At 75.1% G+C, this 15,776-nt stretch carries 14 protein-coding genes and 1 tRNA gene; 8 read left to right on the forward strand and 7 right to left on the reverse strand.

Features of this window, described 5'->3' with window-relative positions:
- Window positions 1-4: 4 nt before the first annotated feature.
- On the reverse strand, window positions 5-745 hold the full coding sequence (locus tag ACY1JF_RS30340; protein WP_462708478.1) for an SDR family oxidoreductase: 741 nt from the start codon (window positions 743-745) through the stop codon (window positions 5-7).
- A 312-nt stretch (window positions 746-1,057) separates the two neighbouring features.
- Here ACY1JF_RS30340 and ACY1JF_RS30345 point away from each other — a divergent pair, with 312 nt between their 5' ends.
- A complete protein-coding gene (locus ACY1JF_RS30345; RefSeq protein WP_462708479.1) occupies window positions 1,058-2,104 on the forward strand; it encodes a DNA topoisomerase IB in 1,047 nt (348 codons plus the stop codon).
- An 80-nt stretch (window positions 2,105-2,184) separates the two neighbouring features.
- Here the strand turns inward: ACY1JF_RS30345 and ACY1JF_RS30350 are convergent, their stop codons facing one another.
- Window positions 2,185-2,382: a hypothetical protein gene (locus ACY1JF_RS30350; protein ID WP_462708480.1), complete on the reverse strand. Its 198-nt coding sequence runs from the start codon at window positions 2,380-2,382 to the stop codon at window positions 2,185-2,187.
- On the reverse strand, window positions 2,379-2,621 hold the full coding sequence (locus tag ACY1JF_RS30355) for a hypothetical protein (protein WP_462708481.1): 243 nt from the start codon (window positions 2,619-2,621) through the stop codon (window positions 2,379-2,381). The genes ACY1JF_RS30350 and ACY1JF_RS30355 overlap by 4 nt, the downstream gene beginning before the upstream one ends.
- 245 nt (window positions 2,622-2,866) lie before the next feature.
- Between ACY1JF_RS30355 and ACY1JF_RS30360 the strand changes: the two genes are divergently transcribed.
- Window positions 2,867-3,103, forward strand: coding sequence for a GntR family transcriptional regulator (locus ACY1JF_RS30360; protein WP_462708482.1), 237 nt, complete (start codon window positions 2,867-2,869; stop codon window positions 3,101-3,103).
- A 66-nt stretch (window positions 3,104-3,169) separates the two neighbouring features.
- Here the strand turns inward: ACY1JF_RS30360 and ACY1JF_RS30365 are convergent.
- A tRNA-Cys gene (locus tag ACY1JF_RS30365) sits at window positions 3,170-3,241 on the reverse strand.
- Window positions 3,242-3,439: 198 nt separating this feature from the next.
- Between ACY1JF_RS30365 and ACY1JF_RS30370 the strand changes: the two genes are divergently transcribed.
- The 4 genes from ACY1JF_RS30370 to ACY1JF_RS30385 all read left to right on the forward strand — a co-directional run bounded on the left by ACY1JF_RS30370 (window position 3,440) and on the right by ACY1JF_RS30385 (window position 9,279).
- The gene (locus ACY1JF_RS30370) at window positions 3,440-4,888 is read left to right on the forward strand and encodes an MFS transporter (RefSeq protein WP_462708483.1); all 1,449 of its coding nucleotides are present in this window, start codon (window positions 3,440-3,442) and stop codon (window positions 4,886-4,888) included.
- Window positions 4,889-5,338: 450 nt separating this feature from the next.
- On the forward strand, window positions 5,339-7,135 hold the full coding sequence (locus tag ACY1JF_RS30375; protein ID WP_462708484.1) for a DEAD/DEAH box helicase: 1,797 nt from the start codon (window positions 5,339-5,341) through the stop codon (window positions 7,133-7,135).
- Between the two features lie 393 nt (window positions 7,136-7,528).
- Window positions 7,529-8,170: an IclR family transcriptional regulator gene (locus ACY1JF_RS30380; RefSeq protein WP_462708485.1), complete on the forward strand. Its 642-nt coding sequence runs from the start codon at window positions 7,529-7,531 to the stop codon at window positions 8,168-8,170.
- Window positions 8,171-8,499: 329 nt separating this feature from the next.
- Window positions 8,500-9,279 carry a YlbL family protein gene (locus tag ACY1JF_RS30385; RefSeq protein ID WP_462708486.1) on the forward strand — a complete coding sequence of 260 codons (780 nt, stop codon included), beginning with the start codon at window positions 8,500-8,502 and terminating at the stop codon, window positions 9,277-9,279.
- Window positions 9,280-9,420: 141 nt separating this feature from the next.
- On the opposite strand, the gene ACY1JF_RS30390 is transcribed toward ACY1JF_RS30385, so the two are convergent.
- Window positions 9,421-9,891 carry an Lrp/AsnC family transcriptional regulator gene (locus tag ACY1JF_RS30390; protein ID WP_462708491.1) on the reverse strand — a complete coding sequence of 157 codons (471 nt, stop codon included), beginning with the start codon at window positions 9,889-9,891 and terminating at the stop codon, window positions 9,421-9,423.
- A gap of 125 nt (window positions 9,892-10,016) precedes the next feature.
- Between ACY1JF_RS30390 and hppD the strand changes: the two genes are divergently transcribed.
- A complete protein-coding gene (gene hppD, locus ACY1JF_RS30395) occupies window positions 10,017-11,162 on the forward strand; it encodes a 4-hydroxyphenylpyruvate dioxygenase (protein ID WP_462708487.1) in 1,146 nt (381 codons plus the stop codon).
- A gap of 61 nt (window positions 11,163-11,223) precedes the next feature.
- Here the strand turns inward: hppD and ACY1JF_RS30400 are convergent, their stop codons facing one another.
- Entirely contained in the window at window positions 11,224-12,627 is a 1,404-nt protein-coding gene (locus ACY1JF_RS30400; RefSeq protein WP_462708488.1) for a tetratricopeptide repeat protein, read from the reverse strand.
- A gap of 99 nt (window positions 12,628-12,726) precedes the next feature.
- On the opposite strand from ACY1JF_RS30400, the gene ACY1JF_RS30405 reads away from it, so the two are divergent.
- Window positions 12,727-14,127 carry an FAD-binding oxidoreductase gene (locus ACY1JF_RS30405; protein ID WP_462708489.1) on the forward strand — a complete coding sequence of 467 codons (1,401 nt, stop codon included), beginning with the start codon at window positions 12,727-12,729 and terminating at the stop codon, window positions 14,125-14,127.
- A gap of 13 nt (window positions 14,128-14,140) precedes the next feature.
- Here the strand turns inward: ACY1JF_RS30405 and ACY1JF_RS30410 are convergent, their stop codons facing one another.
- A complete protein-coding gene (locus ACY1JF_RS30410) occupies window positions 14,141-14,533 on the reverse strand; it encodes an SsgA family sporulation/cell division regulator (RefSeq protein WP_462708490.1) in 393 nt (130 codons plus the stop codon).
- Window positions 14,534-15,776 lie beyond the last annotated feature (1,243 nt).

The raw sequence follows: 15,776 nt of genomic DNA on the forward strand, positions 1-15,776 counted from the left end.
GCCGTCACGGCCAGGACGGCTCGTTGCGCGGGACGATCACCACTTCCGCCATGGCGCTGCCCGGTGCCACGGACAGCGCGGCCAGCACCGCGTCGGCCACGACGTCCGGGCTCTGCAGCTTGGACGTGTCGGCGTCCGGGAAGCGCTCCGTGATGAACGGCGTCTCCATGCCCCCGGCGATGACACCGGTGACCCCGATGCCGATGCAGTCCCGCTGGGCCTCCTGGAACAGCGTGTGGGTGAAGGCACGCAGCCCGGTCTTGCCGGCCGCGTAGGCGGCGGCCTCCGTCCAGGTCCGGTTGGCGGCGGTGGACAGCACGTTCACGATGTGGCCCTGGCCGCGCGCGACCATGCGCCGGTAGACCTCCGCGCACAGGTACATCGGCCCGAGCAGGTTGGTGGTGATCACCTGGGTGATCTCGGGGGCGGTCAGGTGCTCGATGGGCTTGGTGACGTCGACGGCGGCGTTGTTGACGAGGATGTCGATGTCCCAGGAGTCCGTCTCCAGGGCCTCGACCACGGTTGCGACGGCCTCGGCGTCACGGACGTCCAGTTCCACGAACCGGGCGTCGTGGCCCTCGACGGTCAGGGCGGCACACAGCTTCTCGCCGGCGTCGCGACGCACGTCCGCGACGCACACGCCGGCTCCCGCGCCGGCCAGCCGGCGCGCGATCGACGCACCCAGCCCCCGAGCCGCTCCGGTCACGAACGCGTGCTTTCCCGACAGGTCACCTTGGGGTTGCAAGGGTGTCTCCCTTTCGACGGCGCTACGACAGCGGACGCTTCGTCCATCCCCTCCCGCGGCGCCGGGACCGGACCCGCCGCCCACAGAGCACCCGGTTGGGCCACTGCCCGCCCGGCGCCCGCGGGACCGGTCCGGGCTCCGGGAAGGCGACGGAGGTACCGGGTCACGGCGGCGGTGAGCGGGCATGGCGGCGGTGAGCGGGCACGGCGGACACGGGCGGGGCGGAAGCCGTCGTTCCCGCCCCGCCTTTCGTGGGAACCCGCGTGCCACACGCTGTCCCGCCGGTACAGCGGAGGACGAAGGAGCTGCCCCATGCCAGGCCGGACCCACGGGGGCGGGACGCGTCTCCACCACAGCCGCCCCACCGACCCCGGATACCGCCGGCTGCGGCACGGGCGCGGCTTCCGGTACCTCGACGCCCAGGGGCGGCCCGTGCGCGACCGGGAGGAGCTGGCCCGGATCCGGGCGCTGGTCATACCGCCGGCCTGGCAGGACGTGTGGATCTGCACCCGTCCCAACGGCCATCTCCAGGCCGTGGGCACCGACGCCGCGGGACGCCGGCAGTACCTGTACCACCCGCGGTTCCGGGCCGAGCAGGAGCGGGCCAAGCACGAGCACGTCCTGGACGTCGCCGAGGTGCTGCCCGAGGTGCGGGAGACGGTCGAGGGGCACCTGAGCGACCGCGGGCTGACCCGGCGGCGGGTGCTGGCCACCGCCGTACGCCTGCTGGACCTCGGCTTCTTCCGCATCGGCAGCGAGCGGTACACCGAACTCAACAACAGCTACGGCCTCACCACCCTGCTGCGCGAGCACTCCTGCTGTCAGGCCGGCGCGGTCCTGTTCACCTACACCGGCAAACACGGCAAGGAGATCGTCCAGACCGTCGCCGACCCCGCCTCCTGCCGCGCCCTCCAGGCGCTGCTGCGCCGCAAGGGAGGCGGCGACCGGCTGCTGGCCTACTGGGAACGGCGGGCCTGGCACGAGGTGAACGGGGACGACGTCAACGCCTACCTCAAGGAGATCGCCGGCCTCGACGTCAGCGCCAAGGACTTCCGGACCTGGCACGCCACCGTCATGGCCGCGGTGGCCCTGGCCGTCTCGGCGACCATGAGCAACAGCGAGACCGCCCGGCGCCGCGCCATCGCCCGCGCGGTGCGCGAGGTCTCCGGGTACCTGGGCAACACCCCCGCGGTGTGCCGCGCCTCCTACGTCAACCCCCGGGTGATCGAGCTGTTCGAGGAGGGCGTGACGGTCGCCGACGCCCTCCCCCACCTCGGGGACGAGGGCGCGTACGGCATCCCCGCCACCCGGGGCCCCGCCGAGCGGGCGGTGCTGCGCATGCTCCGCGACGACGGGTGAGGGCGCGGTCAGGGGCGGTGGCGGGAGTCGGCCACGTCCCTCGTGTCCGGATCCGGACCGGGCCCGGGCGACGGTGGCCGTCAGTGACCGTCCGGGTGCCTGGCCAGCAGGACGTTGCAGTCGGTGATGGTCGTGTGGTCGTGCCCCGCCCGCGCCCACTCGCGCACCTTCGCCAGCTCCGCGCACCCGGCGCAGCCCTCGACGGGCGCGGGCTCCCGGTAGTCACCGCGGTCCGGCAGCACGACCGGCTCGTCCGGGTACCGCTTCGGCTCGGTCATGCCGCCACTCCCGCCAGGCGGTCCCGCCCGAACGTCACCGGCGCGGCGGCCCGCCGCCCGCCCCCGTGCCGCCGCCGCTCCCGCTCCCGCTCAAGGGCGAGGAGGTAGGGGCGGACGAGCGGGGTGTCCTCGCCCCGCAGGAACTCGGGCGGCCGGGGAGAGCGGGGGAAGGGGAGAGGGGGAGCGGTGATCAGTCGCTGTTCAGGTGAGTCCGCGATGATGGGGTGTCCGGCGGGCACCCCACCGGCGGGGCGTCGTCGCTTGCCACGTCCGGGCAAGAGCCACGAGAGAACGAGGGTCGGTAGGCTTCGCATCGTCGGTCACTCCTCGGGTGATCGGCCATGCCCCCGGACCGGTAGGACGGTCGCGGGGGTCCCTGCTGTCGTGCGCGTCACACTAACCAGCACGGTCTATGCCTGTCTATACCTCTCTATAGACTCACCTGAACGTGTCTGCCCAGGTGTTCATACGTAGCGTCCGGACCATGGGAGAGCCGCAGTGGGATCCAAAACGGCCGAGGTGGCAGCAGATCGCCGACGCCATCAGGCAGCGCATCCAGGACGGCACCTATCCGCCCGACACCCTGATCAGTGAGTCGCGGATCCAGGGCGAATGGGGAGTGGCCAAGATGACGGCCCGGAAAGCTGTGGCTGCCCTCCGCGCGGAAGGGCTGCTCGTGACCACGCCGGGCATGGGCTCCTTCGTGAAGGACGACGGCTGAGGGCTGGTGCGGGACGTCCCTGACGGGCGTCCCGCACCAGCCCTCCGGCCCGTCGGGCGAGACCAGAGGCCGTGGCGGGATTCGAACCCACGTAACTCGCTTTGCAGGCGAGCCCCTCAACCACTCGGGCACACGGCCGTGTGCGTCGTTCGTGGGACGACCGTAGGGCGGGGCGGAGGGCGGGCGGAAGGGGTGGGCGCGGGCCGCAACGGGACTGCCATACGCCGTTCATGAACGGGCCGGGCGGTCCGGCCGCCGGACGCGCGGCCGAGGCCGTCACCGCGTTCCGCCTGCGGACAGGGTCCCGTCCGGCTCACGGCCCTTACGCTGACGGGCATGACCGCTTCCGGACCGCGTGACACCGGTGTCACCGGCGTTCCGCCCCTCCCGCCGCCAGGCAAGCCCGAGACCGTGCTCAGCCGTGCCCACCGGGCGCTGAGCGTCGGCGTCGTCTCCGTCGTCGTGCTGATCGCCTTCGAGGCGACCGCGGTGGGGACGGCGATGCCGGTGGCGGCGCGGGAGCTGGAGGGGGTGGAGCTGTACGCGTTCGCGTTCTCCGGGTACTTCACGACGAGTCTGTTCGGGATGGTGCTCTCGGGGCAGTGGTCGGACCGGCGCGGGCCGCTGGCGCCGCTGGCGTGGGGGATCGGCGGCTTCGCGGCGGGGCTGCTGGTGTCGGGGACGGCCCGGGAGATGTGGCTGTTCGTCCTCGGGCGGGCCGTGCAGGGGCTGGGCGGGGGACTGGTGATCGTCGCCCTGTACGTCGTGGTCGGCCGCGCCTACCCGGAACGGCTCCGGCCGGCCATCATGGCGGCGTTCGCGGCCGGGTGGATCGTGCCGTCCGTCGTCGGCCCGCTGGCCTCCGGCACGGTGACCGAACGCCTCGGCTGGCGCTGGGTGTTCCTGGGCATCCCGGTCCTGGTGGTCCTCCCGCTGGCGCTCGCGCTGCCGCGGATACGGGAGCGGGCGTCCGGCCCGGTGGCATCGGGCGCACCCGCTTCCTTCGACCGGCGCCGGATCCGCCTCGCCCTCTGCGTCTCGCTCGGCGCCGGCCTCCTCCAGTACGCCGCCCAGGACCCGCGGTGGATCTCCGTCCTGCCGGGGGCGGCGGGCGCCGCCCTGCTCGTCCCGGCCGTGCTCGGACTGCTCCCGCGCGGCACCTGCCGGGCCGCCCGCGGCCTGCCCGCCGTCGTCCTGCTGCGCGGCGTCGCCGCGGGCTCGTTCATCGCCGCCGAGTCCTTCGTCCCGCTGATGCTGGTCACCCAGCGCGGACTCGGCCCCACGCTCGCCGGGCTCTCGCTGGCGGCGGGCGGGGCGACGTGGGCGCTGGGCTCCTGGCTGCAGTCCCGGCCGCGGGTGGAGCCGTACCGGGAGCGGCTGATGACCTTCGGCATGGTCCTGGTCGCCGCCGCCATCGCCGCCGCGCCGAGCGTCCTGATCGACGCGGTGCCCGCCTGGACGGTGGCCGTCGCCTGGGCCTTCGGCTGCTTCGGCATGGGCCTGGTGATCTCCTCCACCAGCGTGCTCCTGCTCAAGCTCTCCGCCCCCGAGGAGACCGGCGCCAACTCCGCCGCCCTCCAGATCGCCGACGGCCTCTCCAACGTCCTGCTGCTGGCGGCCGGCGGAGCGGCCTTCGCCGCCCTGGGCGGCGGCACGGCCGGCCACCCGGCGGCCGAGGCCACGGCGTCCCGTCCGGCGGCCTTCGCGGCGGTGTTCCTGCCGATGGCGGGGGTGGCGCTGGCGGGAGTCTGGGTGGCGACGCGGTCGCGGACCGCCGAACGGTGAGCCGGCCGGCGGCGTGGCGGGAACCGGCACCGGCGACCGGCCGGGTCATCCCGCCCGCGCCCCGGCCGGAAGCGCCTCGCGGCCGTGAGCCGCTTCCGGCCGGGGCCGGCGTCCGCGTGACCTCCCCTCCCGCCGGACCGCTGCGTGCCACGCGGGGCAGCGGGGCCGTGCCGTGCGGCGCGCGTGGACGAGGCCGAGGGGCGGTGGCCGGGGGCGGTCCTCGCCGCCGTACCCGGTGGGCGGCCCGGCCGGCAATCCCCGGGAACGCCCTGGTGACCGCCGTGCCCGGGGCCGCCCGCGCGGTGCCGCGGGGCCCGGCCGCACCGCCGGTGTGACCTCCGTCCCACCCGTGGGCGACCTCCCTGCGTCCGGGCGTGGCCGGGTCCCGGCCGCCGGTAGGGTGGCCCGGTTGTCATACGTGGCCGAGCCGACCGACCCCCTTCGGAGACCGTGACTACCACCGCCAGTTCCAGCGCCTCGCACCACCTGTCGCCGGCCTTCCCCGGCCGTGCCCCCTGGGGCACCGCCGGCAAGCTGCGGGCCTGGCAGCAGGGGGCGATGGAGAAGTACATCCAGGAACAGCCCCGCGACTTCCTGGCGGTCGCCACGCCCGGCGCCGGCAAGACGACCTTCGCGCTCACGCTGGCGTCCTGGCTGCTGCACCACCACGTCGTGCAGCAGGTGACCGTGGTGGCCCCGACCGAGCACCTGAAGAAGCAGTGGGCGGAGGCGGCGGCCCGGATCGGCATCAAGCTCGACCCCGAGTACAGCGCCGGACCGCTCGGCAAGGACTACCAGGGAGTCGCCGTCACCTACGCCGGCGTCGGCGTACGGCCCATGCTGCACCGCAACCGGGTCGAGCAGCGCAAGACGCTGGTCATCCTCGACGAGATCCACCACGCCGGCGACTCCAAGTCCTGGGGCGAGGCGTGCCTGGAGGCGTTCGAGCCGGCCACCCGGCGGCTCGCGCTGACCGGTACGCCGTTCCGCTCCGACACCAACCCCATCCCCTTCGTCACGTACGAGGAGGGGGACGACGGCATCCGGCGGTCGTCCGCCGACTACACCTACGGGTACGGGTCCGCGCTCGCGGACGGGGTCGTGCGTCCCGTCATCTTCCTGAACTACAGCGGCAGCATGCGCTGGCGGACCAAGGCGGGCGACGAGGTCGAGGCCCGGCTGGGCGAGCCGATGACCAAGGACGCGGTCAGCCAGGCCTGGCGCACCGCCCTCGACCCGCGCGGCGAGTGGATGCCGTCGGTGCTGCGCGCCGCCGACCAGCGGCTGACCGAGGTGCGCAAGGCCATCCCGGACGCCGGCGCCCTGGTCATCGCCGCCGACCAGGACTCCGCCCGCGCCTACGCCAAGCTGATCCGGGAGATCACCGGCAGCAAGGCCACCCTGGTGCTGTCCGACGACGTCGGCGCGTCCAAGAACATCGACGCCTTCAGCCGGAGCGACGACCGGTGGATGGTCGCCGTCCGCATGGTGTCCGAGGGCGTCGACGTGCCGCGCCTCGCGGTCGGGGTGTACGCCACGACCATCTCCACGCCGCTGTTCTTCGCCCAGGCCGTCGGGCGTTTCGTGCGGTCCAGGCGGCGCGGCGAGACCGCGTCCGTGTTCCTGCCGACCGTGCCCGACCTGCTCTCCTTCGCGGGCGAGATGGAGCGCGAGCGAGACCACGTCCTCGACCGGCCGAAGAAGGACGGCGAGGAGGACCCCTACGCCGAGTCCGAGAAGGAGATGGAGGAGGCCAACAAGGAGCAGGACGAGGACACCGGGGAGCAGGAGCAGTTCGCCTTCGAGGCGCTGGAGTCGGAGGCCGTCTTCGACCGGGTCATGTACAACGGCGCCGAGTTCGGCATGCAGGCCCACCCCGGCAGCGAGGAGGAGCAGGACTACCTCGGCATCCCCGGACTCCTCGAACCCGACCAGGTGCAGCTGCTGCTCCAGAAGCGGCAGGCCCGGCAGATCGCGCACAGCCGCAAGAAGCCGGACGAGGAGGCCGACCTGCTCGAACTGCCCGCCGAGCGGCGGCCGGTGGTCTCCCACAAGGAGATGATGGAGCTGCGCAAGAAGCTCAACACCATGGTCGGCGCCTACGTCCACCAGAGCGGCAAGCCGCACGGGGTCATCCACACCGAGCTGCGGCGCGTCTGCGGCGGGCCGCCGAGCGCCGAGGCCACCGCCGGGCAGCTCCGCCAGCGCATCGCCAAGGTCCAGGAGTGGGCCACGCGCATGAAGTGACCCCCCGGGAGGACGGGCCGTGCGGGTGCGGGTGCGGTCCGTGCGCGGTTCGTATGCGGTTCGTGCGCGATGTGTGCGTGGCCCGTGTGCGGTCCGTGTGAGGCCCGCATGCGGTGCGTGTGCGGTACGTATGCGGACAAACACAGGTAGTCCGTACCTGCCGGTGACCGGATTCTGGACGGAACCTTCCGCTGAGCGGACCGGCTCGCTACTGTCACGCTACGCACACGCCCCGTGGCAGCGCCGCCGCGGAGCGCAGCCGTGAAGCGACTCGGGCCCGGACACGCCGGGCCGCCGGCCGATCGGCGGCCTCTGAGGCACGACGCCGACGGGACTCGGCGACGCATCCGCCGCGAAGGGGCCGCAGACCTCACCACAAAAGGAGTGGGCGTCGTGACCGCGGAGACCTCTCAGACGCTCGACAGGGGACTGCGTGTCCTCAAACTGCTCGCCGAGACCGACCACGGGCTGACCGTCACCGAGCTGTCCCACCGGCTGGGTGTGAACCGTACCGTCGTGTACCGGTTGCTGGCCACTCTGGAACAGCACGCCCTCGTCCGCCGTGACCTGGGCGGCCGTGCCCGGGTGGGACTCGGGGTACTGGGCCTGGGCCGCCAGGTGCACCCCCTGGTGCGGGAGGCGGCGATGCCGGCGCTGCGCGCGCTGGCCGAGGACATCGGGGCCACGGCCCACCTGACGCTGGTGGACGGGGCGGAGGCGCTGGCGGTGGCCGTCGTCGAGCCGACCTGGACCGACTACCACGTGGCCTACCGCGCCGGGTACCGGCACCCGCTGGACCGGGGCGCCGCCGGCAAGGCGATCCTCGCCGCCCGGCGGCGGCCGGCCACCGACCCCGGTTTCACCCTGACCGAGGGCGAGCTGGAGGCCGGGGCGTGCGGGGCGGCGGCGCCGCTGGTGGGGGTGTCGGGCGTCGAGGGCAGCGTCGGCGTCGTCATGCTCTCCGACGTGGTGCCCGAGCGGGTCGGCCCCCGTGTGATGGACGCGGCCCGGGAGGTGGCGGAGGCGCTGCGGTGACCGGCCTGAAGCGGGTGGCGGAGGCGCTGCGGTGACCGGCCCGGAGCGGGCGGCGGAGGCGTCGCGGCGACGTGGCCCGGGGACGCCGGCGGAGACGCGCTGCCGCGACACGGCCCGAGGAGGGGCGGCTGTGCGCGGTGGGCCGGTCTTCCGGGGAGGGTCGGCTGCGTGCGGCGGGCCGGCCCCCGGGGGTGGCCGCGGGCCGGTCCCCGGAGGTGGCCGCGGGCCGGTCCCCGGAGGTGGCCGCGGGGGTGGCCCGGAGACGGCGGCAGCCCTGCGGTGACCCCGCCCGCGCCGGGCGTCGACCGGCGCCGCGTTAGATTGAATCCGTGCTCTCTCGTCTCACGCGCCCCCAGACCCTGGCCGTCTGCGCCCTGCCCGTCGTGGCGCTGTTCGCCACGGCGGTGGCCGCGCCGCTGCCGTTCTCCGTGGCGCAGCCCGGGATGACGGCGGACGTGCTCGGCGAGAACCGCGGCACCCCGGTGATCACCATCTCCGGCGCCCCGGTCCAGAAGACCACCGGGCAGCTGCGGATGACGACCATCGTGGCCACCGGCCCGGAGGAGAGCGTCTCGCTCGGCGACGTCCTCGGCAACTGGTTCGCCACCGACCGCGCGGTCATGCCGCGCGACGCGGTCTACCCGAGCGGCGACGACGAGCAGGAGATCGAGCGGTACAACAAGGAGCAGATGAAGGAGTCCCAGGACACCGCCACCGCCGCCGCCCTGGGCTACCTGGACCTCGACCCCGCCGACGTCGACGTCACCCTGACGCTGGCCGACGTCGGCGGCCCCAGCGCCGGGCTGCTGTTCTCCCTCGGCATCGTCGACAAGCTGGACGACGCCGACCTCACCGGCGGCCGGACCATCGCCGGCACCGGCACCATCAGCGCCGACGGCGAGGTCGGCGCCGTCGGCGGCGTACCGCTGAAGACCAAGGCCGCCCGGCGGGACGGCGCCACCGTCTTCCTCGTACCGCAGGACGAGTGCGCGGACGCGCGGGCCGAGCTGCCCGAGGGGCTGCGGCTGGTCCCGGTGACGACGCTGAAGGGCGCGGTCGGCGCGCTGCGCGCCCTGGACACCGGCAAGGGCGACGTCCCCCACTGCTGAGCGGCCCCGCCGCCCCGCCTCGGCCCTCCCTCACGAACCCCTTCCCCGCCGTCCGGTCCGGCGCCACCCGGCGCAGGCTCTCCCCGTCCACGTCGGCCTCGGCGCTCGGCTCCCGTGCCACGCCGTCGGTCGGCGCCCGGGTCACCGGTCCTCGGCCGCCTGCTCCACCAGCGGGATCACCCGCAGGGGGACGGGGTTCTCCATGACGATCGCCGTGGCGGCCCGGACGATGCCGTCGAAACCGACGACCCGGTCGATCACCCGTTGGAGATCGGCGTTGGAACGGGCGACCAGCCGGCACAGCATGTCGTTGGCGCCGGTGGTGGTGTGCAGCTCCAGCACCTCCGGCACGGACGCCAGGTGCGCCCGCACGTCGGCCCCCTGGCCCTGCCGGATCTGGAGCGCGGCGAACGCGGTGACGGGGTAGCCGAGCGCCGCCGGGTCCACCTCGGGGCCGAAGCCGCGGATGACCCCGTTCGACCGGAGCCGCTCCAGCCGCGCCTGCGCGGTGCCCCGGGCCACCCCCAGCCGCCGGGACATCTCCAGCACCCCGATCCGCGGCTCCCGCGCCAGCAGCACGATGATCCGCCCGTCCAGCCGGTCGATCCCCATCCGCCCCGCCTCCGGCCTGGTCATGTTGTACAGATCGCCCGGCCCGACCGCCGTGGCACTGGTCAGACTGCCCAGGGAAAACGCGAACTATTGCGCACCTTGCGGACCCGGAGGACCCTGCGGCTATGACGCAGACCACACTCCGCACTCCCGACACCGCCCGGCGGGCCGACCCCTTCCCGGTCAAGGGAATGGACGCGGTCGTCTTCGCCGTGGGCAACGCCAAGCAGGCGGCGCACTACTACTCCACCGCCTTCGGCATGAAGCTGGTCGCCTACTCCGGACCGGAGAACGGCAGCCGCGAGACCGCCTCGTACGTCCTGGAGAACGGCTCCGCCCGCTTCGTGTTCACCTCCGTCATCAAACCCTCCACCGACCACGGCCGCTTCCTCGCGGCGCACGTGGCCGAGCACGGCGACGGCGTGATCGACCTCGCCGTCGAGGTCCCCGACGCCCGCGCCGCGCACGCCTACGCCGTCGGGCACGGCGCCCGCTCGCTCGCCGAGCCGCACGAGGCCCAGGACGAGCACGGCACGGTCGTCCTCGCCGCGATCGCCACCTACGGCGACACCCGCCACACCCTCGTCGAACGCACCGGCTACGACGGCCCCTACCTGCCCGGCTACGTCGCCGCCGACCCGATCGTCGAGCCCCCCGCCGACCGCACCTTCCAGGCCGTCGACCACTGCGTCGGCAACGTCGAACTCGGCCGCATGGACGAATGGGTCGGCTTCTACCACCGGGTCATGGGCTTCACGAACATGAAGGAGTTCGTGGGCGACGACATCGCCACCGAGTACAGCGCCCTGATGTCCAAGGTGGTCGCCGACGGCACCCGCAAGGTCAAGTTCCCGATCAACGAGCCCGCCGTCGCCAGGAAGAAGTCCCAGATCGACGAGTACCTGGAGTTCTACGGCGGCGCCGGCGTCCAGCACATCGCGCTCAACACCAGCGACATCGTCCGCACCGTGCGCACCATGAAGGCCAACGGCGTCCAGTTCCTGGAGACGCCCGACTCCTACTACGACACCCTCGGCGAGTGGGCGGGCGAGACCCGCGTCCCCGTGGACGTGCTGCGCGAGCTGAGGATCCTGGTCGACCGCGACGAGGACGGCTACCTGCTCCAGATCTTCACCAAGCCGGTCCAGGACCGCCCGACCGTCTTCTTCGAGCTCATCGAACGCCACGGCTCCATGGGCTTCGGCAAGGGCAACTTCAAGGCCCTCTTCGAGGCCATCGAACGCGAACAGGAGAAGCGCGGGAACCTGTAGCGCCCGGCCAGGGGCGCGGGGCCAAGGCACCGTCCGGCTCCGCCGCGCGGGCGCACGCCCGCTATCCCGAGGGCGGGCTCTCGACCGAGGGCTCGCCCAACCCCGCCAACGCGGCCCGTGCCCTCGGCGCCTCCGACGGCGAGAACCACGGGTTGATCCGCAGCGCCTCCCGCAGATGCCGCCGCGCCGCCCCGTACCGCCCCAGCTCCGCCTCGATCACCCCCCGGTGGTACACGTACGCCGCGCTGCGCACCCCGCCCCCGCGCTCCCCGTCCGTCGCCCGCACCGCGTACTCCACCCCCTCCCCGGCCCGCCCGTCCCGGTACAGCGCCCACCCCAGCGCGTCCGCCACGGCGGTGGACGGCTGCCGCCGCCACTGGGCCCGCAGCCGCCGCACGGCCGCCGCCGGGTCCCCGTGCTCCGCCTCGAACCGCCCCAGCACCAGTTCCTCGTCCACCCCGCCCGCCGCGGCGGCCCGCACCCGCTCGCGCAGCAGGCCGTACTGGGCCCGCGCGGCCCGCCCGAGCCCCAGCGACTCGTACAGCTCGCCCAGCTCCAGCGCGTCCTCGGGACGCGGATGCCGCTCCAGCGCCGCCTGGTACGCCGTGAGCGCCTCCGACGTACGCCCCAGCGCTGCCAGCGCACGCCCCTGTCCGGCCCGCGCGGCCCGCTGGTCGGGATCGGCGCGCAGCGCCGCCCGGAAGTACCGCAGCGCCTCCTGTCGTTCCCCGCGCTCGAACGCCAGCCGCCCGGCCTGCTCCAGGTACGCCGCCCGCTCGGCCGCCGTTTGGGCCACCGCCACCGCGTCGGTGATCTGCGCCGCCGCGTCCTCCCGCCAGCCCCGGTCCCGGTAGACGGCCGCCTTCCGCGCCCGCACCGCCGCCGTGCCCGGCCGCAGCCGCACGAGCCGCTCCAGCGCCCGTCCCACCGCCTCGTGGTCGCCGAGCCCGGTGTACGCGTCGATCAGCACCGCGTGCGTGGTCCACCGCTTCGGCGCCAGCCGCCGCGCCGCCTCCCCCCAGCGCTTCGCCCCGGGGAAGTCCCGCCGCGCCACCGCCAGCGCGGCCAGCCCCTCCAGGGCGGCGGGGGACTCCTCCAGCCGCAGCGCGGTGCGCAGCGCCCGCTCCGCCTCGGGGAAGCGCGCGGGGTCGGCCGTGCGCCGCCCCCGCTCGGCGTAGGCGGCCCCGAGCACCGCCCACGACCGCGCGTCCCGCGGGCGCGCCCGCACCCGGGCCTCCCGCTCGCCGATCAGCACCGCCAGACCGGGCAGCGCGGCCGGGGCCCCGCCGGTCACCGCGCCCTGCGCCAGGGCGGCCGGGCCCGGCGCGGGCGCCGCGGCCGGGCCCGGCGGCCACAGCCGTCCGGACAGCAGGGACGGCACGGCGCCGAGCACGGCGCACCCGGCCGCCGAGGCGATCAGCCACCGCCGCCACCCGGCCGGACGCCGCTTGAGTCGGATCGTCATACCGGACACTGTGCGCCCGTACGGCCGGGACACCCGCGCAGGCGAAGGGCGGTGCCGACGGGGTTCACACCGATGGCCCCCGGTGCCACCCTGAGGATCATGAGCCGTATCCAAGCGCCCCGCGACGAGGCGACCGGCAACCTCCTAGACCGGCTGCTCGGCGTCCTGCCCGCCGACGCCGTCCGAGCCGACCCCGACGTCACGGCCTCCTACGCCCACGACATGGCGGGCTTCTGCCCGGCCGGCACCCCGGCCGTCGTCGTCCTGCCGCGCACCGTCGAAGAGGTCCAGCACGTCATGCGGGTCGCCACCGAGCTGCGCGTCCCCGTCGTCCCGCAGGGCGCCCGCACCGGCCTGTCCGGCGGTGCCAACGCCCACGACGGCTGGATCGTGCTCTCCCTGACGAGGATGGACCGCATCCTGGAGATCAGCCCGGTCGACCGGATCGCCGTCGTCGAACCCGGCGTCGTCAACGCCGCCCTCTCCCGCGCGGTCGGGAAGCACGGCCTCGCCTACCCGCCCGACCCCTCCAGCTGGGAGACGTGCACCATCGGCGGCAACATCGGCACCGCCTCCGGCGGCCTGTGCTGCGTCAAGTACGGGGTGACCGCCGAGTACGTCCTCGGCCTCGACGTCGTCCTCGCCGACGGCCGCCTGCTGTCGACCGGCCGCCGCACCGCCAAGGGCGTCGCCGGGTACGACCTCACCCGCCTCTTCGTCGGCTCCGAGGGCTCCCTCGGCATCGTCGTCCGCGCCGTCCTCGCCCTGCGCCCCAAGCCGCCCGCGCAGCTCGTGCTGGCCGCCGAGTTCACCTCGGCCGGCGCCGCCTGCGACGCCGTGTGCCGGATCATGGAGGGCGGACACACGCCCTCCCTCCTCGAACTGATGGACCGTACGACCGTCAAGGCCGTCAACGACATGACCCGCATGGGCCTGCCGGAGACCACCGAGGCCCTCCTCCTCGCCGCCTTCGACACCCCCGACGCGGCCGGTGGCCTCGCCGCCGTCGGCGCGCTGTGCGAAGCCGCCGGGGCCACCCGGGTCGTCCCCGCCGACGACGCCGCCGAGTCGGAACTGCTGCTCCAGGCACGGCGGGCGTCGCTCCCCGCCCTCGAAGCGGTCAAGGGCACCACGATGATCGACGACGTGTGCGTGCCCCGCTCCCGGCTCGGCGAACTCCTCGACGGCGTCGAGCGGATCGCCGGCGAGCACCGCCTGACCATCGGCGTCTGCGCCCACGCCGGCGACGGCAACACCCACCCCACGGTCTGCTTCGACGCCGCCGACCCCGACGAGTCGCGGCGCGCCCGCGCGTCCTTCGACGAGATCATGGCCCTCGGCCTGGAACTGGGCGGCACCATCACCGGCGAGCACGGCGTCGGCACCCTGAAGAAGGAGTGGCTCGCCCGCGAACTCGGCCCGGTGGGGCTGGAGATGCAGCGGGCGGTCAAGCAGGCCTTCGACCCGCTGGGCATCCTCAACCCCGGCAAGCTCTTCTGACGGCCGTGTCCCCTCACCGGGCGGGCGGGCCGGCCCGCCCGCCCTCGCTCCCCGGGGGACAGATCCGCAGGGTCCGCTCCAGCCAGGCCGACACCTGCGCCGCCGGCACCTCCAGCAGGACCTCCCCGTCCGGCCCGCTCAGCCCGATCAGCACCACGCCGCGCCCCTCGGACCTGGCCGGCCGCACCCGTACGCCCCCGTGCCCGCACGGCCGGAACACCCCCTCCACCAGCAGCTCGCGGGCGAACGCCCAGTGCGCGGGACGGGCGGAGCCGGCGGGGAGGCCGATGTGCACGGCGTACGGGTCGTCGGTGCGGTAGGCGAGCCGGGCGGGGACCGGGACGCTGTGCCCGGGCGACAGGACGAGCATCAGTTCCAGCTCCCGTTCGACGACGGTGTGACGCATCGGTGCGTGTCCTTCCTCGTGCGGTCCGTGCGGGCCGGGGCGTCCCGACGGGCGGGTACGGGACGGCCGGGCGGCCGGGGCGGCCCGCGTCGGGGCGAGCGGGCCGGCGGGCGGGCGTGACGCGGGCGTGACGCGGGTTCGCGGGTGCGGTGTGGCATGGGTGTGCGGGTGACGCGGGTTCGCGGGTGTGCGGGTTCGCGGGTGCGGTGTGGCATGGGTGTGCGGGTGACGCGGGTTCGCGGGTGTGCGGGTTCGCGGGGAATTCTTCCGGACGTGTGTGAAGCCCTTGCGCGAGGTCGCCCGGAAAGGGGTGGGTAGGGCGGGACCGGCGGTGCGGGATGCGCCCGTCTGATAGATGTGGACCCCTCCATACCACCGAGCAGATACGGGACGACGGACATGAGCGCCCCAACCCCGGCCCCGGGCGACGACAGGCCCCGCGAAGGGTATTACCCGGACCCGTCCATTCCTGGATATGTCCGGTACTGGAACGGCGCCTCCTGGGTGCCGGGCACCAGCCGCCCGGCGCCCGAGGACGGCGAACCGCTCCTCCCGCCGCCCGGCGCGCGGCCCGCCGGCCCCTCGGTGGAGGAGACCGGCCCGCACTTCTTCGACGAGGACCCGGCCGACGAGCCCGCTCCGGACGCCTCCACACGGGCGGACCAGCACGGCGGCCGCCCCGAGCCAGCCTCGGCCTGGGGCGCCGACCCCGCCCGCCAGGCGGGCCCGGGCCACGGCGCCGGTCAGGAGCAGCGGCCCGTCTGGCCCTCTCCGCAGGGGGCCGACCCGAGGGTGCCCCGGCCGTCGGGCCCCGTGGACGGGCCGGGCGGGAACGGTACGGCGACCGCGCCGGCCGCCGGGCCCGAGGAGGAGTCCGGCGGCACGGTCCTGTTCCGGCGCCCCGGCACCGCCGCCGGACGGCAGCCGGCGCCCGCGCGGGGACCGGCTGCCGCCCCCGGGGCCGACGACGACCCGGGCACGATGAAGTTCCGGGCGGTCTCCCCGGGCGCGGCCCGGCGCCCGGACCCGTCCCCGGCCCGGCCCCCGGCCGCCCCCCGCGCCGTCCCCGGCACCGGCGCCCCCGCCGCCCACCAGGGTCCCGCCGCCCAGCCGGCCCCGGAGGCCCCCCGGCCCCCCCCCCCGCACCCCCCCCCCCCCCCCCCCCCCCCCCCCCCCCCCCCCCCCCCCCCCCCCCCCCCCCCCCCCCCCCCCCCCCCCCCCCCCCCCCCCGCCCCCCCCCCCC

This window comes from Streptomyces sp. SYSU D01066-1 (assembly GCF_054956795.1).

Excerpts from the sequence above, each read along its gene's own strand:
- ACY1JF_RS30360 (WP_462708482.1), top strand. The coding sequence starts at position 2,867 with ATGGGAGAGCCGCAGTGGGATCCAAAACGGCCGAGGTGGCAGCAGATC.
- ACY1JF_RS30405 (WP_462708489.1), top strand. The coding sequence starts at position 12,727 with ATGAGCCGTATCCAAGCGCCCCGCGACGAGGCGACCGGCAACCTCCTA.
- ACY1JF_RS30390 (WP_462708491.1), bottom strand. The coding sequence starts at position 9,891 with ATGGGGATCGACCGGCTGGACGGGCGGATCATCGTGCTGCTGGCGCGG.
- ACY1JF_RS30345 (WP_462708479.1), top strand. The coding sequence starts at position 1,058 with ATGCCAGGCCGGACCCACGGGGGCGGGACGCGTCTCCACCACAGCCGC.
- ACY1JF_RS30400 (WP_462708488.1), bottom strand. The coding sequence starts at position 12,627 with ATGACGATCCGACTCAAGCGGCGTCCGGCCGGGTGGCGGCGGTGGCTG.
- ACY1JF_RS30370 (WP_462708483.1), top strand. The coding sequence starts at position 3,440 with ATGACCGCTTCCGGACCGCGTGACACCGGTGTCACCGGCGTTCCGCCC.
- ACY1JF_RS30410 (WP_462708490.1), bottom strand. The coding sequence starts at position 14,533 with ATGCGTCACACCGTCGTCGAACGGGAGCTGGAACTGATGCTCGTCCTG.
- hppD (WP_462708487.1), top strand. The coding sequence starts at position 10,017 with ATGACGCAGACCACACTCCGCACTCCCGACACCGCCCGGCGGGCCGAC.
- ACY1JF_RS30350 (WP_462708480.1), bottom strand. The coding sequence starts at position 2,382 with ATGACCGAGCCGAAGCGGTACCCGGACGAGCCGGTCGTGCTGCCGGAC.